This window comes from Achromobacter piechaudii NBRC 102461 (assembly GCF_001571245.1).
GTDB classification, from domain to species: Bacteria; Pseudomonadota; Gammaproteobacteria; order Burkholderiales; family Burkholderiaceae_B; genus Achromobacter; species Achromobacter piechaudii.
In genome coordinates this window covers 122,709-139,399 of sequence record NZ_BCTK01000013.1, presented here as the reverse complement: position 1 = coordinate 139,399, position 16,691 = coordinate 122,709, and the positions used below count along the sequence as shown (strand labels likewise).

Here is a 16,691-nt window from a genome sequence, read left to right as displayed (position 1 = left end):
ACGCCGGGCCGATACTGGAACCATCGACGCCTGGAGACTCGTCATGTATGAACGCATACTTGTGCCGATTGATGGCAGCCCGACCTCGGACCTCGGATTGAAGGAGGCGATGCGCCTGGCGGCGCTTACCCATGGCAGCCTGCGGCTGATCCATGTGATCGACGAAATGTCCTTCGCCCTGGCCTCGGACTCCTATGGCGTCTACGCGGGCGAATTGCTGGACCTGCTACAGCAAAACGGAGAAGAGTTGCTTGCCAAAGCCCAGGCGCTGGCGCGCGCGCAGGGACTGCCGGTGGACACCGTCCTGTATGAGAACCTGCAAAAAACCGTGCAGCAGCGCGTCGTGGATGAAGCCATCGATTGGCGCGCGGACGTGATCGTCATCGGCACGCATGGCCGCCGCGGTGTGCGCCGCATGATGCTGGGCAGCAGCGCCGAGGGCGTCGCGCGTACCTCGCCGGTGCCGGTGCTGCTGGTGCGCGCGCCAGACACCGCGACCTAGCGCTGCCCGACGCGCGATGCAAGACGCCGACGACGGCTCCTGCTGGTGGCAGTTGGACGAGCCCGCGCTGCTGGCGCGCCTGGACTGCAACCGCGACGGGCTGACCAGCGCGGCTGCCGCGCAGCGCCAGCCGCCCGCCCGGCCCACGCTGTCCATGCCAGCCGCGCTGCGGCGCGCAACGCTTGCGCTATTGCGCCGCTTCGCCAACCCGCTGGTGCTGATCCTTCTGATCGCCGGGGCCGTCTCGGCCGCGATGGGTGAGATCGCCAACGCCGTCATCCTCGCAAGCATCATCGCGATCAGCGTGTCGCTGGATGCGTATCAAGAGGCCCGCAGCGCCGACGCCGCGCAACGGTTGCAACAGTCGCTGGCGCATTGGGCGACCGTGCTGCGTGACGGGCAGCCGACCCGCATCGCCGCCTCGGCTGTCGTTCCCGGCGACTTGCTGCTGCTGCAAGCCGGCGACATCGTCCCTGCCGACGCCAGGCTCCTGACCACGCAAAACCTGCTGGTAAACCAGGCGCTGCTGACCGGTGAGTCCTATCCGGTGGAAAAGCGCGTCGGCACCAATGCCGAGCCCGCATCGGCGGCAGCGGACGCACCCGACGCGGTGCTGGCCGGTTCCGCCATCCAGAGCGGCAGCGCAACCGCCCTGGCCGTGCTGACCGGGCCCGATACGGAACTCGGGCAGATCGGCGCGGATATCTCCAAGCGCGAAAAGCCCACGGCTTTCGATATGGACGTCCAGGGCTTTGGCATGTTCATCATGCGCCTGACCCTGTTTCTGGTCCTGTTCGTCCTGCTGGTCAACGCCCTGTTCCACCGCCCCTGGCTGGAATCCTTCATGTTCGCCGTCGCCCTGGCCGTAGGGCTCACGCCGGAACTGCTGCCCATGATTGTTTCCGTCACGCTGGCGCGGGGCGCCATGCGTCTGGCGCGCAAGCACGTCATCGTCAAGCAGTTGGCGGTGATTCAGAACCTGGGCGCGATGGACGTCTTCTGCTCCGACAAGACGGGCACGCTGACCGAGGCGATCATCCGGCTGGATCGCACGATCGACCTGCAAGCCAATCCCAGCCAGACCGTGCGTGACCTGCTGGTCGTCAACAGCTTCTTCGCCAGCGGCGCGCGCAGCGCGCTGGACGAGGCGGTGCTGTCGGGCCTGGACACCCACTGCGACGGCTGGACGCTGCTGGGGCAGCTTCCCTTTGACTTCGACCGACGCCGCGCCAGCGTGCTGGTGCAGGGCCCTCGCGAGCGCCTGCTGATCGCCAAGGGCGCGCCCGAGGACATCCTGCGCGTCTGCACGCAGTACACGCCCCAGCCGGACCTGCCGCCGCAAGCGCTGGACGAGGCCGCCCGCCAGCGCGCCACGCAGGCATTTCTGGACCTGGAGCAATCGGGATTTCGCATACTGGCGGTGGCGACGCGCGCTATGCCCGAGGCGCTTGGCGTGCAGGCCAGCGACGAATCGAACATGGTGCTGCACGGCTACGCCGCCTTCATGGACCCGCCCAAGCGCGGCGCGGCGGCGGCGCTCAAGGCGCTGCGGTCCAGCGGCGTGAAGATCAAGATCATCTCGGGCGACAGTGAGGGGGTCACGCGCCACCTGTGCACACTTCTGCACCTGCCGGTCAAGGGCGTGCTGACCGGCCGCGCACTCGCGGTCATGGATGCAGCGACGCTGCGGGCCAAGGTCGAGGACACCACGATCTTCTGCCGCATGACGCCTTCCCAGAAGGAACGCGTGGTGCTGGCCTGCAAGCATCTGGGGCATACGGTGGGTTACCTGGGCGACGGCATCAACGACGCGCCGGCCCTGCACGCGGCGGACGTGGGCATGTCGGTCGAAAGTGCCGCCGACGTCGCCCGCGACGCGGCGCGCGTCATCCTGCTGCGCCGCAGCCTGAGCGTGGTGCACGATGGCGTCATGGAGGGCCGCCGCACCGCCATGAACGTACTCAAGTACATCCTGATGGGCACGAGCTCCAACTTCGGCAACATGTTCAGCATGGCGGGCGCGGCGCTTTTTCTGCCGTTCCTTCCGATGCTGCCCGTTCAGATACTGCTGAACAACATGCTGTACGACATCTCGGAACTGCCCATCCCGCTGGACAACGTCGACGCCGGCGACATGGCCGCGCCGCGCCGGCTGGACATCGCCTCGATCCGCAGGTTCATGCTGATCGTGGGCCCGGTCAGCTCGGTCTTCGACTTCGTCACCTTCTACCTGCTGCTGCACGTGCTTGATGCCAACGAGGCCATGTTTCAAACCTGCTGGTTCGTGGAATCGCTTTGTACGCAGGTGCTGGTGATCTTCGTGATCCGCACGCGCGGCAACCCCTGCAAAAGCCGGCCCAACGCGGCGCTGGTGGCCGCCGCATGCCTCGTCGTGGCCACGGCGCTGTGGCTGCCGGTCAGCCCGCTGGCCGGCTTCTTCTCGTTCACGCCGCCGCCCGCCGCCTTTTACCTGATGCTGGCCCCGCTCATTCTCTGCTACCTGGCGGTGGTACAAATCATCAAATCGAAATTCTTCGTGGCCGGCCCCGGACGATAGCGCCGCAAGGTCAGGCCGCTGCGCTCAACACCGTGGTCTCGTCCGGTTCGACGGCGTGACAGCGCCAACCCAGCTCGTCCTTGATGCGCAGGCGCAAGGCGTCGGCGGCGTCCGGTTCGCCATGAACGATGAAAGTTTCCCTGGGCGCCTGGGTAAAGCCGCGCAGCCAGCGCAGGATTTCGTCGGCGTCCGCATGCGCCGACAGCATGGCCAGGTTGTCCACCTCGGCCCGCACCGGCACGTATTCCCCGTGGATTTTCACGGTGCGTGCGCCGTCCAGCATCGCCGCGCCGCGCGTGCCCATCGCCTGGAAGCCGGCGAACAGCACGGTGTTGCGCGGGTCTTTCGCATAGTGCTTCAAATGGTGCAGCACGCGCCCGCCCGTCGCCATGCCGCTGGCGGACACGATGACCTTGGGCATCGGAGATGCGTCGAGCGCCTTGGATTGCTCGACGTCGCTGACGCAGACGGCCGCGCCATACGCCGCGCGGGCATCCGAGGCCGACAGACGCTGGTCCCCCTGGTGCTGCAGATAGATGTCCACCGCGCTGCTGGCCATCGGGCTGTCCAGATAGATGGGAAGATCCTTCGAGATCCGGCCCGACTGCTTGAGCCGCCACAGATGGAACAGCAGCAACTGGGCCCGCCCCACGGCGAATGACGGAATGACGAGGGTGCCGCCGCGCTTGACGGTGCGCGTGATGATGGCGGACAGGGCATCACGCACATCCTCATCGGCATGCTGACGATTGCCATAGGTGGATTCGACGATCAGGTAATCCGCCTGCTCGACGTGTTCGGGCGGCGGCATCAGCGGATCGTCGTAGCGACCCAGGTCGCCCGAGAACACCAGCTTGCCGCCCGGATAACTCAGCTGGATGATCGCCGCGCCCAGGATATGGCCCGCCCGCGTCAGTTGAAACCGCAGCCCGGTCGGCAGATCGGTCGGTGTATCGAAGGCGATCGGGCGCAGCGCCGCGATGGCACGCTGGGCGTCGGCCACGGTATAGAGCGGCAAGGCGGGCTGATGTTTGGAGATGCCATGCCGGTTCAGGTAATCGGCATCGGCTTCCTGCAAGTGCGCGCTGTCGAGCAGCAGCAGGCGGGTGAGATCGAGCGTCGCTTCAGAACAATAGATGGGCCCGCGAAAACCTTCGCGGACCAGCTTGGGCAGGTAGCCGGAATGATCCAGATGCGCGTGGGACAGCACGACTGCTTCGATCCTGGATGGCGAAACGGGAAACGCCGCCCAGTTGCGCAAGCGCAGCGGCTTGACACCCTGGAACAGTCCGCAGTCGAGCAATACCAGGCGACCGTCCGCATCCAGCAGATGGCGCGACCCGGTGACGGTGCCGGCCGCACCCAGAAAATGCAAGCGCAAGTTTTTCGACATGGGACCTCCTCGCATGGGATCCACGACAGCTTCGCACGCGCCCCGCTCCGCTCGGCGTGCAGCTGCAAGCTTGCTTGACCAAAATCAAGTTATGCGGCCTGGGGCAGCGCAGTATAGGGATGACGATTCACTGGACAGGGTACGCCTCGGCTACCCCGGAGAGAAGCCATGATTGCGCGCGAACTCATGACGGCCGAACCTTTTTGCGTGACGGCCCGAACCCCTGTCTCGAAGATCATGCACGACATGCTGGATCGCGATATCAGCGCCGTGATGGTGACGGGCGACGATGGTTCGCTCATCGGCGTGGTGACCGAGGGCGACCTGATCCGGCGTCAGGACAGCGCGCATCAGAAGAAGCTGGACCATTGGCTGACCTTGCTGGCCGAAGGCGAACCACTGAACCTGGAATTCCTGCACAGCCTGCAACTGAGCGAGCAGACGGCCAGCGCGGTGATGAGCAGCCCACCCATCACCGTGGACGAAACCACGGAGTTGGCCACGATCGCCGACGTGCTGCTCAAGCGCGGCATCAAGCGCGTGCCGGTGATCCGGGACGAAAAACTGGTGGGGGTGGTCAGCCGGCGGGACATTCTGCGGGCCCTGCTGGCGCAGGGGAAGTAGCGGCTTTCGTCTCGACAGGCCGGGATGGGGCTGCTGAACCGCCCGAACCGCGCCTGGCCATGCACTAGTGCGTCTGCACGAGTGGCGCCGCACCTATGGCTACGCGTCAAAATGTGTGCTGCAATGATTTGTTGCCGCTCCAGGCCAGCTTGGACAGATTGCAATCCTTGCAATGACACGCGCGCCCAGTGCTCCCCCGTTGCTCGACATCATCCAGTCTGCTACCGAGCCCATCATCACGATCAATGGCGATCAACGTATCGTGATGTTCAACCCGGCGGCTGAACGAGTGTTTCTCTGTCGGGCGGAGCAGGCGATCGGCGCCAGCCTGGACATATTGATCCCGGCGCGATTTCGCGCGGTCCATGCCAAGCACGTCGACCGTTTCAAGGAAACGGGGGTGTCCGACAGAAAAATGGGGTTGGGCTCGCCACTGTGGGGCCTGCGGTCCAACGGCGAAGAGTTTCCGATGGAGGCCTCCATTTCGCAGACCTGCACCGAAACGGGCGTCTTCCTGTCGATATTCCTGCGCGACATTACCGAACGCCAGCGCGTCGACCAGGCGCTGCGCGCCTCGCGCGACGAACTGACCCGGCTGTCCAACGCCCTGCTGCACGTGCGCGAACAGGAAAAAAAGCATATCGCCCGCGAACTGCACGATGACCTGGGCCAGAGCCTGACGGCGTTGACCATGGAACTGTCCCAACTGGACTCCGCCCTGGGGCCGGACGAGGCCGGCGCACGGGATCGCATCCGCGCCATGCGGCGGATCATCAAGGGCACCTTTGCCTCGCTACGGCGTATCGCCTCCGACCTGCGGCCCATCATGCTCGACGACCTGGGGCTGGCGGCGGCCATCGAATGGCTCGTGGCCAACTTCGTGTCGCGTTATGGCATCGACACGGACGCCGAGATACGCATTGCGGACACCGAGCCGTCCAAACAGGTGGCCACCACCTTGTTCCGCGTGGTGCAAGAGGCGCTGACCAACATCGCCAAGCATGCGCAGGCGACCCAGGTGCGCGTGCGCCTGATCTGCGACGACACGCACTGCACGCTGACCGTCCAGGACAACGGCGTGGGCGCCGCACCCGACGGCCTGACCAAGCGGCTTCCCATGTCGCTGGGGCTACAAGGCATCCGCGAGCGGGTTCGGCTGCTGAACGGCGAAGTGACGATCAACACCCGCAGGAAGGGAGGATTTCGGCTGGAGGTGCATATGCCCGCTCAACACGCCGAAGCGTCATGGGAGGCATCGTGATCTCGGTCATGCTGGCGGACGACCACACCCTGCTGCGAGAAGGGCTGCGACGCCTGCTCGAACAGGCGGGCGACATCCGCGTGCAGGGCGAAGCCGGCAACGGGTCCGAAGCGCTGCAACTGCTGGGCCAGCGCGCCTGGGATCTGCTGGTGCTGGACATGTCCATGCCGGGCCGTGACGGCGTCGATCTGATCCGGCAAATCAAGAACTGCCATCCCGACCTGCGCATCCTGGTGCTGACCATGCATGGCGAGCAGCAGTACGCGGCGCAGGCGATCAAGGCGGGCGCGTCCGGCTATCTGACCAAGGACAGCGCCGCCGACGAACTGGTCCAGGCGGTCAGGAAAGTCGCGGCAGGCGGTCGCTATCTGAGCCCTTCGCTGGCCGAGAGCATCGCCTTCGAGCGGCAGGACCACTCCGACGTCCTGCCTCACCTGCTCTTGTCGGATCGAGAACTCTCGGTGTTCAGGCACCTAGCTTCCGGCCTGAACAATTCGGATATCGCCCGGCGACTGTTCCTCAGCGACAAGACGGTCAGCACCTACAAAAGCCGGATCCTGACCAAGATGAATCTGCGCAACCAGACGGATCTGGTGCGCTATGCGATCCGGCACCACTTGATCAACGAGCCCGAGCTGCCCGATCTGTAGCGGGCATCGTAGGAATACTCCTACGCCTGTAGGGCTGCGCCGTCACGAACTGCTGAACCGCGCTGATAGCCCGATCGACGCGGGCGCTCCATACTGCTTTTGAAGGCCATGCCTTCGCAGGACCTTCGTCCTCTTTGGAAAAAGGTCACCCCAGCGCCCAACATCACCGAGGTGCCGCTATGGACAATATCGTCGCAGGTCAAAGCGGTTCAACGATGGGTGCGTTCATCCCGCCCCAGTGCGCGCTTTGCGCGCGAGCCCCGTTATGCCACCCCGAATCGGAAGGGCATCCGCCACGTATTTCCGCGCCGGTCCATGCCCAACGGTTCATTCGATGCGGGGAATCCATCTACCGCGCCGGCGACCCCATGGTGAATCTGTATCAGCTGCGTTCCGGCTCCGCCAAGATACGCATCACCAATCCGTCGGGCCTGGAGCAGATCACGGCATTTCCCATCGCCGGCGCCTTGCTGGGACTGGATGGAATCGAAACAGGCTTGCACACCTGCGACGCCATCGCCTTGGAAGACTCGCTGCTCTGCATCCTGCCCTACGCCGAACTGCTGACCCACTGCCACCACTTCAACGGCGCCGCGCAGCTGTTCAATCGCATGATGGCGCATGACGCGAACCAGCATTGCCGGCTTTTGCTGACGCTGGGCTGCATGACGACCGAAGAGCGGATCGCCGGATTTCTGATCGGCATTTCCGAGCAAATGGCCGCCAATGGCTATTCGCCGCTGGCCTTCACGCTGAAGATGACGCGCGAAGACATCGCCAACCACCTCGGGATGAAAGTGGAAACCGTGTGCCGGGTGCTTGCGCGGCTGCAAGAGGCATCTATGGTCAAGGTGAGCAGAAGGCAGCTGGAGATCAGCAACGTCGACGCGCTGCGCCAGATGAGCTGCGGCTAGCGCGATGGGCGCCGGCTTCCTACCGCCTGGCATGCCACGCAAACTTGCCTTTTATCAAGGTTTCGCCGCCTGGTGCTCGTAAGCTTGAAGAACGAGTCGAGCGTCCGATGCGGCACCGCTTCCAGGCTCGGTTGATCCCATCCCAGGAGCTCTCCATGCAGCCCGACTACGAACCCTATATGGCGCTGTACAAATACAGCGTCAACACTGCGCTGGCGGCGGCCACGAACTACTTCGATTACATGAAGCAGCTGCGCACCTTGCAGTTGAAGACCGATAAGGATTTGCTGGCGTTCTCCCACGCCGCGAATTCCCAGATCGACGGCGCGTCATCCGTCGAAGCGGTCTTCGCCTTGCAGCAGAAATTCGTCACTGACCTGTTGGGGCGTGAGCTGACCTTTTGGCGCGAGATCGAGAAGATCATGCGCGACGCCTCGGCCTCCTCGGCGGTCGCGCTACGACAAAGCGCCAATCCCTGGCAGGAGCGATTGACGCAAGTGGCCGAAGACGCCGCGAAGTTCCTCGCCAACGGCAACGCCGCGCGCAGCACCGGCTCGGGTAACGCCTGACGTGCCGGACGATCCGAAGCGCCGATTTCCGATCCCCGCAGACGCGCCGCACACGCCGGCCCAACAAGTCGATAGCCCTTTCCAGGCGCTCAACCACTGCAAAGAGGCGCTGATCGCCACGGTGAGCGGCGGCGTATCGCCTGCGGCCGCGTCGCTGGCGGTGTGGGACTGGTGGATCCATCTGTATGCCGCGCCCGGCAAGCAGCTGGAGCTGATCCAGAAATATGGCGAAGCGCTCGCGTCCCTGGCGGCGCATGCCACGCCGTACCGGGCGGCCACAACACCAGCCAAGCCCGTCGCACCGAGGTATGCGTCGACCGCCTGGAGCGCCGAGCCGTTCAATACCTGGCGGCACGCGTATCAAGAGATGCGCCATTGGTGGTCCGAGGCCACCGGGGGCGTCCCCGGCATGACCGCGCACCATGCGCAGTTGCTGTCGTTCTGTGCCCGCCAATGCTGCGACGCGTTCGCGCCGGCCAATTTCCCCTGGTCCAATCCGGACGTCATCGCTCGAACCTTGTCCACGCAAGGCCAGAACCTGTGTGTGGGCTGGACCAATCTGGTTTCCGACCTGCAACGCGTCATCGAAAAAAGGCCCGAGGCAGGCCTGGAGCATTTCAAGGTGGGCGAAACGCTCGCGGTCACGCCGGGCGCGGTGGTGTTTCGGAACGCGCTGATCGAGCTGATTCAATACGCGCCCACCACCGGCGACGTCCACCCTGAACCCATCCTCATCACGCCCGCGTGGATCATGAAGTACTACGTGCTGGACCTGTCGCCGGGCAACTCCCTGATCCGCTATCTCGTGTCGCAGGGCTATACCGTCTTCTGCATTTCCTGGCGCAACGTCGATGCGCAAGACCGCGACCTGACATTGGACGACTATCGCAGCCTGGGCTTCATGGCGGCGCTGGAGGCCGTGAGCAGGATCAGGCCTGGCCAACGGGTGCATGCGGTCGGCTACTGCCTGGGCGGCACCCTGCTTTCCATCGCCGCCGCGACGATGGCCCGGCAGGCCGATACCCGGCTGGCCACGATCACCTTGCTGGCGGCGCAGACCGACTTCACCGAGCCGGGAGGCCTGGGGCTGTATATCGACGCGAGCGAAGTCTATTTCCTGGAGAGCATCATGTGGGCGCAGGGCTACCTGTCCGCCGACCAGATGGCCGCCGCTTTCCAGGCGTTGCGCCCCATCGACGAGACGGCGGAGCGCGCCGTCCGGACCTATCTCATGGGCGAGCGCGCCAAGCCGAATGACCTGGTCGCCTGGAACGCGGATTCCACCCGCATGCCGTACCGGATGCACGCCGAGTATCTGCGCAAGCTGTTCCTGAACAATGAACTGGCCGCAGGCAGCTATCGCGTCGATGGGCACGTCATCGCGCTGCGCAATATCCGGACCCCTATCTTCGCCTTGGGCGCCGACCGGGACCGCATCGCCCCGTGGCGATCCGTCTTCAAGATCCACAACCAGACAGACGCCCAGATCAATTTCGTCCTGGCCAGCGGCGGGCATAACGCGGGCATCGTCAGCGAACCGGGGCACGCCGGACGTTGGTATCGGGTATCCGGCCTGCCTGAAAACGGATTGCGCTCCGGGCCCGATGAGTGGCTGGAAAGCAGCCTGCGCCGCGAAGGATCGTGGTGGCCGGAATGGATCGCCTGGCTGGATGCGCATTCGAGCCCGCTCGTGCCCGCATCGACAAGTCTGGGCGAGCCCGGCGCCGACCCCGATTCGTTGGAGCCTGCCCCGGGCAGCTACGTGCGGCAGCATTGAGCGCATGCCGCACGGCCATCACATCTTTATCGCTGCTGGCTTGATCAGCTTTATCCCTCGCGCGGCGTTGTAGCCGTGGATCTCTTTCACGTCCAGGCGGCGCATGAACTCAATGGTATCCGCATCGACGATCTGGCCCGGAACCATGATGGGAAAGCCGGGGGGATACGGAATGACGAAGTTCGCCGAGACCAGCGGCGGGCCGTCTTCCAGGCGCTGATCCAGTTCGCGGCTGTTCAGCGGAAGGTACTCGCAGTCGTCCTCGTTATAGGCCGCGAAAAACGCGCTTCGCATATTGCCTTCCGGCGTCGCGCTGTCCGGGTCGTCGCGGTAGCCATCGTGAAACTGGCTGAAGTTGGGAAGGTTGGGCACGTCCTGCATCAAGCCCCTGACCTTTTCTGCGAAGGCCGCCCTGCCCGCCTCGCCCGAGTCCCTCAAGCGCATTTCTATGTCCTCGGAAATCCGGAGCAGCACCTTGATGAGGGAGGCGACGTCGCTACGCGTATTGTTGATATTGCTTTGCAGCAGCACGCTGTTGCGCGAGGTCTTGTTCAGCTGGATGTTGTAGTCCGACGCCAGCAGGTTCTTGAATGTGGTGCCATCGTACCCGGCGGTGCCGCACACGAGCGTCAGGCGCGTGGGGTCCAGGCAGAACTCATCGTCCTTGAGCGCCTTGGCCGCCGTCAGCCAATTCATGCCCGGGGTCAGGAAGTCGACGAAACCAGAGGCGCGATATTCCTCCGGGATCATCTTGTCGGCGCCCAGCACGCTGAAGTACTTCGAGATCAAGGGATGTTTCCCGACTTCGATCCGGATGGCCAGGGCGACTTCGATGGCGCGCATGACCAGCTCGTAACCCTCCAATTCCATCTGGCGGCGCGCCACATCCAGCGATGCGATGATCTGCGCGTTGGGCGAGGTCGAGGCGTGGATGAAAACGGCCTCGCGGAAGGCGGATACGTGATGTTGGTAGTCTTCGTCGCGCACCGCGACGATCGACCCTTGCCGCAGGCTGGACATCGACTTGTGAACGGAATCGGTCTCGTAGACACGGATGCGCATGGCCTTGGGGTTGGGGACCAGCACGCGCTCCAGCAGGCGCGGATCTTTCGGGTCCAGATTCTCGCCCAGCTCGCCGCACTGCGCTTCCCACTCCTGTTGCGCCTTGGGATCATCGCGCCACTCTTGCAGGGCAGCGGCAGCGCCCATCGCCGTGCGCATGCGCAGGAACGGCGACCACCGGGCGAAACCGAACCACGCTTCATCCCACAGGAAAATCAGGTCCGGCTTGATGGCCAGGCATTCGGCCATCACGCGGCGGGTGTTGTAGATGTGTCCATCGAAGGTGCAGTTGGTCAGGGTGAGCATGGCGACCTTGTCCAGGCGCCCGGCCGCCTTCAGGTCCAACAAGGCCTGCTTGATCGTGCGCAGCGGCACCGCCCCGTACATCGAGTATTCGGTCATCGGGAAAGCTTCCACGTACAGCGGCTGCGCGCCGGACAGCACCATGCCGTAGTGGTGCGACTTATGGCAGTTGCGGTCCACGATGACGATGTCGCCCGGCTTGGTCACTGCCTGGTAGACCATCTTGTTCGACGTCGACGTGCCATTGGTGACGAAGAACACGTGGTCCGCGCCAACCGCGCGCGCGAACTTGTCCTGGGCGAGCTTGATGTTGCCGGTGGGCTCCAACATGCTGTCCATGCCGCCCGTCGTGGCGGAGGTTTCCGCCAGGAACAGGTTCAAGCCATAGAACTCGCCGAAATCGCGGATCCAGTTGGATTTGATGATCGACTTTCCGCGCGCGATGGGTAAGGCATGGAAGGTGCTGATGGGCTTGGCCGCGTACAGCTTGAGGTTGTCGAAGTGCGGCGTGACATGGCGTTCGCGCACGCCCTCCAGGATGTTCAGGTGCACTTCCATGGGTTCTTCGACTTCATAGAACACCCGCCGTATCACCGAGGCGGCCGGATCGCCAGCCAGTTGCTCCACCTTTCGGTCGGTCAGCAGGTAGATGTCCAGCTCGGGCCGGATGTTCGCTATCATCCGCGCCAACTTCAGCCCGACCTCGCGCGGCGTATCCACGCTGGTATCCAGGTGCTGGTAGACGCTGAGGAAACTGCGCAGCAGCGGGGCGTCATGCTTGGAGGGAACCGGAATGCCGTCATAGATGACGACGGCTTCAAGCTTGCCATTGAGGATGGTGGCCAGGATTGCGTCTTCGACGCTACCCACCATGACGGGTTCGTAGATCATCGCGTCGTCGTGCCGGCGCAGCTCTCGGATTTCTCGGCAGATCGCGGCGGTGCGCGCGGCGGGCGCCGGGCTCACGAATAGCGCTTCGAAATAGGGGCGCCAGGACAGGCTCCCGGCCATGCCGGGAGGCGTGCGGTCCGGACCGTGCTCGGACGATTCCTCTGCGGCCTCCCACTCGTCCTCGTCGTAGCGGTAGCTGCCGCACAGCAGCGCGTTGCTCATGCGCAGGATCAGCCGCGCAGCGCCAATGGCGTCGGCGTCCGCGATGCGGTCGTCCAGTGTGTGCAGCAAGCGTGCGCCGGGAAAGGCGAAGTAGGTCTCCATGGGTCGCAATGCCGCAAGCGCTTCCAGCACGCTTTCTGCGCCCCTCGCGCTCTTGCCAATACGGGCCTCGGCCGCCCAGGCCTGCGCCTTGGCATTCATATCGCGCCACTGGTCAAGCCGCGCGGCCGAGTTCGAAAACAGGTGGTCAAGTTGGCGGTTGCTGTTCATATCGTTCGTCATAGCGATCCCCAGGTATCAAGCGAAAGGTCCATTACTGAGTTGGAACATGGCCAAGGTTGGCGGGATGCCTTCACGAAAGAATCATGACCATCACCATGCCCCAGATCGTGAGCAAGGTATTGCCGACCGCATACGTCACCGTGTAGCCCAGGCCGGGAACCTGGCTCTTGGCCACTTCGCACACCATGCCGAGCGCCGCGGTCGTCGTGCGCGCGCCGGCGCAGATGCCAAGGATCAAGGCGGGGTCGAAGCGGAAGATGTACTTGGCGATGAACATGCCCAGCACCAGCGGGACGCTTGTCGCGAAGATGCCCCACAAGAACAGGCTGATGCCCAGCTTTTGCAGGCCGGCGACAAAGCCAGGCCCGGCGGATATCCCCACGACGGCAATGAACACATTCAAGCCGACAGAGTTCATGAACCAGAGCGTCGGTTCCGGGATGCGGCCAAACGTGGGATGGATGGCGCGAAACCAGCCAAACACGATGCCCGCGATCAGCGCGCCGCCTGCGGTGGAAATCGTCAGCGGTATGCCGCGGACATTGATCACCACGGCGCCGATCAGCGCACCGGCGGTTATCGCCAGGGACATGAAGGCGACATCGGTGATGCTGGTGGGCCGATCGACATAGCCCAGGTTCTTGGCGGCGGCCCCGATGTCCTGCGTCCTGCCGACCACGGTGATGACATCGCCTCGAAACAACTGGGTCTTGGGCAGGATGGGAATCACGGTCTCGGTCGGACCGCGCCGGATTTTCTTCAGGAACACCCCGCGCGCGCCCGGCCAACGCGCCAGCTCTTCCAGCGGCTTGCCGTCCACCGATTTGTTCGAGATATAGATATCGACACCCTCGGTCTTGATGTCCAGCAGTTCGGCGTCTTCCACCTCGCGGCCGCTGGGCCCCAAGCGCGCGATCAGTTGGTCGCGCTTGCCGCCGATGGCGACCACATCGCCGGCCTGGATCACGGTCGCCTGATCCGCCTCGATGATCACGCCGTCTCGCCTGATCCGCTCGACGAAGGCGCGCACGCCTGGCTGCGTGCCCGCCTCCAGTTCGCCGACGGTTCTGCCAATAAATGGGCTTTGCGCCGCCACGGAATAAGCACGCACCTCGAATTCGTACCAGTTCGACGCGTCTTCCGCCCCGCCCCCCGCGCCCATCTTCTGCTCGTACTGCTTGCATGCCGCCACGAGGTCGATACCAAGCAGCTTCGGACCGATCTGCGCCAGGATGATCGCCGAGCCCACCGTGCCGAATATGTACGTGACCGCGTAGGCGATCGGCATGGCGTCCAGCAGCGCCTGGCTTTCCTCGGGCGAACGTCCAAGGCGGTTGATCGCGTCGGTAGCCAGGCCCATCGAAGCGGAGATGGTCTGCGAACCCGCAAACAGCCCCGCCGCGGATCCCAGGTCGTATCCCGCGAGAAGCGCGGCGACGACCGCCGCGCCCAACGACAGCAACGCCATGACGACGGCGAAGATTGCCTGGGGCAAGCCGTCCTTGGCGATGCCTCGCACGAACTGGGGCCCCACGCCATAGCCCACGGCAAACAGGAACATCAGGAAGAAGACCGACTTCACATTGGGAGATATTTTCACCCCCAGGATGCCGATGCCGATCGCCACCAGCAAGGTTGCAGTCACCGCTCCAAGGCTGAAACCCTTGAAGCTCTTTCCGCCCACCCAATAGCCGATACCCAGCGACAGGAATATCGCGATTTCAGGGTAGGCCTTCAGCGTAGATACAAACCAGTCCATGACTGTCTCCTTGATGGCTCTTTGATGCCAACGTTCTTGTCAGGCGGGCCGGCAGTCTCTAACGGCCCTTGGCAGCACCGCCCTGCTGTTGCCGATAGCGCTCCAGATATTCGTCACGAAGCTTGCGCACGCACTGGCCGATCTTCACGTAGTCCTGCTCGTTCAAGTTGGCCAGCGAGACGCGGCCCGAGGGGTGCAGCGTGCCAAAGCCCTTGCCCGGCAACAGCACTACCCCGGCCTCTTCCGCTAGCCGGAACAGCAGCTCATGCGGCTTGATCGAGGCCAGCAGCCATTTGACGAAGTCCGCCCCGACTTCCCGACTCATCTGTTCCACATCCAGCAGCGTGTAGTAATCGACCACGTTCTCGTCCACCGCCTGAGCGGCAGCGCCCATGCCGCGATAGAGCGCGGCCTTGCGCCCTCGGATCAGCCGCTTCATCGCCTTCTTGTAGCTTTCGGTGGTGTCCATGAGCGAGAAGAGCGAGAACAGCACCATCTGGACCTGCTGGGGCGTGGACAGGCCGGCGGTGTGATTCAGCGCCACCGTGCGGCTGTCGGCCACGACGCGGTCGATGAAGGGCAGTTTCTCGGGTTCGGTGGTGATCGACGAATAGCGCTTGTTCAGGTCGTCGCGCTCCGCCTTCGGCAGCTGCGCGATTTTCTCGTCGAAGATATTGGACTTGTCCGTGGCGATGACGCCCAGACGCCAACCGGTCGCGCCGAAGTATTTGGAATAGGAATAGACCAGCAACGTATTGCGGGGGCATAGCGCGAACAGCGAAACGAAGTTGTCGGCGAATGTGCCGTAGACGTCGTCGGTCAGGATGATCAGGTCAGGACGATCCTTGACGATGCCGGCCAGGTATTCCAGGCTCTTGTCGCTGACCTTCACCGAGGGCGGGTTGCTGGGGTTCACCAGGAAGAACGCCTTCACTTTGGGGTCGCGCAGCTTGTCGAGTTCTTTCTCCGGGTACTGCCAGCCATTGGCGGCGTCGGCGTCGATGGCCAGTTCGGTCAGGCCAAATTCCGACAGCTCGGGGATTTCTATGTAGGGCGTGAAAATCGGCTTGCCCAGCGCGATGACGTCGCCCGCCTTGAGCAGGTGGTTCACTTTCATCGAGTTGAACAGATACGTCATGGCGGCCGTGCCGCCTTCGACGGCATACAAATCGAAATCTCCGCCATACGGACGGCCGCCGATCATTTCTTTGCGGATGTACTGCTTCACGATTGCTTCCGACAGCTTGAGCATGCGGTCCGGCACGGGATAGCTGCATGCCAGGATGCCGGCGCACATCTCGTACAGAAAGTCGCCGCTGTCCAGGCCCAGCTGGTCTCGCACGAACGACACGGCCCCCGCAAGAAACTTCACGCCCGGAACCTCGGCATGGCTGCGCGCGAACAGATCGAAACGCTCGTCGATGCCTTCCCGCCTTGGGAATCCGCCCACCCCTTCGGCAAGATAGGAAAACGACCGCTCGGACTCGACCATCGCAAAGAGCCCCAGCTGCCAGAATCCGTGACGGGGAACCGTCGCGAGGAAGTTGGGGTTTCCTCTGCCGGCGTTAAGCATCAGCCTGTTGCTCGCGCTGCCGGCCAACTTGATAAGCTCGTCTTTCAATTCAAACGGGGAAAGGCTTGCCAGGTGAGATGTGTCGCGGGTGTTCATTGCTGCCTCCGATCATGGATGGAAAACTACGCAAGCACCCACTGCGAATCGACGCAGCGGACTCGCTCCTGACGCGCCCTCGGCAAGAGGGGCGCTTCCAAGGTTCTTCACAACTTGCGTTGGCAGCGTGAGTCCGCGTCCCGTTGCGGCTTCGATGGGGTTATGTAGATCGGGGCGGCGGCGGCGCGATCATCCGCGACGTTTTTTTCCACGCGGCAAGACTGTTCAAGACCAGCGTAAATCCGCCAGAAATGTC

The 16,691-nt window shown here is 63.7% G+C and carries 12 protein-coding genes; 8 read left to right on the top strand and 4 right to left on the bottom strand.

All coding sequences use genetic code 11. The features are described 5' to 3' along the window. Positions 1 to 43: 43 nt before the first annotated feature. Positions 44 to 502, top strand: a complete 459-nt coding sequence (locus tag API01S_RS23675; protein WP_050730707.1) for a universal stress protein — start codon at positions 44 to 46, stop codon at positions 500 to 502. Positions 503 to 518: 16 nt separating this feature from the next. Further along, positions 519 to 3,059 (top strand): magnesium-translocating P-type ATPase, encoded by a 2,541-nt coding sequence (gene mgtA / locus API01S_RS23670; protein ID WP_061306281.1) that lies wholly within the window; start codon positions 519 to 521, stop codon positions 3,057 to 3,059. Positions 3,060 to 3,069: 10 nt separating this feature from the next. On the opposite strand, the gene API01S_RS23665 is transcribed toward mgtA, so the two are convergent. Then, positions 3,070 to 4,452: an MBL fold metallo-hydrolase RNA specificity domain-containing protein gene (locus tag API01S_RS23665; RefSeq protein ID WP_061306280.1), complete on the bottom strand. Its 1,383-nt coding sequence runs from the start codon at positions 4,450 to 4,452 to the stop codon at positions 3,070 to 3,072. Between the two features lie 168 nt (positions 4,453 to 4,620). On the opposite strand from API01S_RS23665, the gene API01S_RS23660 reads away from it, so the two are divergent. The 6 genes from API01S_RS23660 to API01S_RS23635 all read left to right on the top strand — a co-directional run bounded on the left by API01S_RS23660 (position 4,621) and on the right by API01S_RS23635 (position 10,247). Then, positions 4,621 to 5,076, top strand: coding sequence for a CBS domain-containing protein (locus API01S_RS23660; RefSeq protein ID WP_061306279.1), 456 nt, complete (start codon positions 4,621 to 4,623; stop codon positions 5,074 to 5,076). A 172-nt stretch (positions 5,077 to 5,248) separates the two neighbouring features. Then, entirely contained in the window at positions 5,249 to 6,337 is a 1,089-nt protein-coding gene (locus API01S_RS23655; RefSeq protein ID WP_061306278.1) for a PAS domain-containing sensor histidine kinase, read from the top strand. Continuing rightward, complete coding sequence (locus tag API01S_RS23650) at positions 6,334 to 6,987, top strand: response regulator (RefSeq protein WP_061306418.1); 654 nt, start codon at positions 6,334 to 6,336, stop codon at positions 6,985 to 6,987. Before API01S_RS23655 ends, API01S_RS23650 begins: the two co-directional genes overlap by 4 nt. Positions 6,988 to 7,166: 179 nt before the next feature. After that, complete coding sequence (locus API01S_RS23645; protein ID WP_061306277.1) at positions 7,167 to 7,901, top strand: helix-turn-helix domain-containing protein; 735 nt, start codon at positions 7,167 to 7,169, stop codon at positions 7,899 to 7,901. Between the two features lie 155 nt (positions 7,902 to 8,056). Further along, positions 8,057 to 8,470: a phasin family protein gene (locus API01S_RS23640; protein WP_061306276.1), complete on the top strand. Its 414-nt coding sequence runs from the start codon at positions 8,057 to 8,059 to the stop codon at positions 8,468 to 8,470. A gap of 1 nt (position 8,471) precedes the next feature. Beyond that, on the top strand, positions 8,472 to 10,247 hold the full coding sequence (locus tag API01S_RS23635; protein ID WP_061306275.1) for a PHA/PHB synthase family protein: 1,776 nt from the start codon (positions 8,472 to 8,474) through the stop codon (positions 10,245 to 10,247). A gap of 18 nt (positions 10,248 to 10,265) precedes the next feature. On the opposite strand, the gene API01S_RS23630 is transcribed toward API01S_RS23635, so the two are convergent. From API01S_RS23630 to API01S_RS23620, 3 genes are all read right to left on the bottom strand, one after another. After that, positions 10,266 to 13,007: an aminotransferase class I/II-fold pyridoxal phosphate-dependent enzyme gene (locus API01S_RS23630; protein ID WP_050730701.1), complete on the bottom strand. Its 2,742-nt coding sequence runs from the start codon at positions 13,005 to 13,007 to the stop codon at positions 10,266 to 10,268. Between the two features lie 70 nt (positions 13,008 to 13,077). After that, positions 13,078 to 14,766 (bottom strand): aspartate-alanine antiporter, encoded by a 1,689-nt coding sequence (gene aspT / locus API01S_RS23625; protein WP_061306274.1) that lies wholly within the window; start codon positions 14,764 to 14,766, stop codon positions 13,078 to 13,080. A 58-nt stretch (positions 14,767 to 14,824) separates the two neighbouring features. Further along, positions 14,825 to 16,435, bottom strand: a complete 1,611-nt coding sequence (locus API01S_RS23620; RefSeq protein ID WP_050730699.1) for a bifunctional aspartate transaminase/aspartate 4-decarboxylase — start codon at positions 16,433 to 16,435, stop codon at positions 14,825 to 14,827. Positions 16,436 to 16,691 lie beyond the last annotated feature (256 nt).

Bases quoted from the DNA above. Each gene is read 5' to 3' on its own strand.
- API01S_RS23675 (WP_050730707.1), top strand. From the start codon at position 44: ATGTATGAACGCATACTTGTGCCGATTGATGGCAGCCCGACCTCGGAC.
- mgtA (WP_061306281.1), top strand. From the start codon at position 519: ATGCAAGACGCCGACGACGGCTCCTGCTGGTGGCAGTTGGACGAGCCC.
- API01S_RS23665 (WP_061306280.1), bottom strand. From the start codon at position 4,452: ATGTCGAAAAACTTGCGCTTGCATTTTCTGGGTGCGGCCGGCACCGTC.
- API01S_RS23660 (WP_061306279.1), top strand. From the start codon at position 4,621: ATGATTGCGCGCGAACTCATGACGGCCGAACCTTTTTGCGTGACGGCC.
- API01S_RS23655 (WP_061306278.1), top strand. From the start codon at position 5,249: ATGACACGCGCGCCCAGTGCTCCCCCGTTGCTCGACATCATCCAGTCT.
- API01S_RS23645 (WP_061306277.1), top strand. From the start codon at position 7,167: ATGGACAATATCGTCGCAGGTCAAAGCGGTTCAACGATGGGTGCGTTC.
- API01S_RS23640 (WP_061306276.1), top strand. From the start codon at position 8,057: ATGCAGCCCGACTACGAACCCTATATGGCGCTGTACAAATACAGCGTC.
- API01S_RS23630 (WP_050730701.1), bottom strand. From the start codon at position 13,007: ATGACGAACGATATGAACAGCAACCGCCAACTTGACCACCTGTTTTCG.
- aspT (WP_061306274.1), bottom strand. From the start codon at position 14,766: ATGGACTGGTTTGTATCTACGCTGAAGGCCTACCCTGAAATCGCGATA.
- API01S_RS23620 (WP_050730699.1), bottom strand. From the start codon at position 16,435: ATGAACACCCGCGACACATCTCACCTGGCAAGCCTTTCCCCGTTTGAA.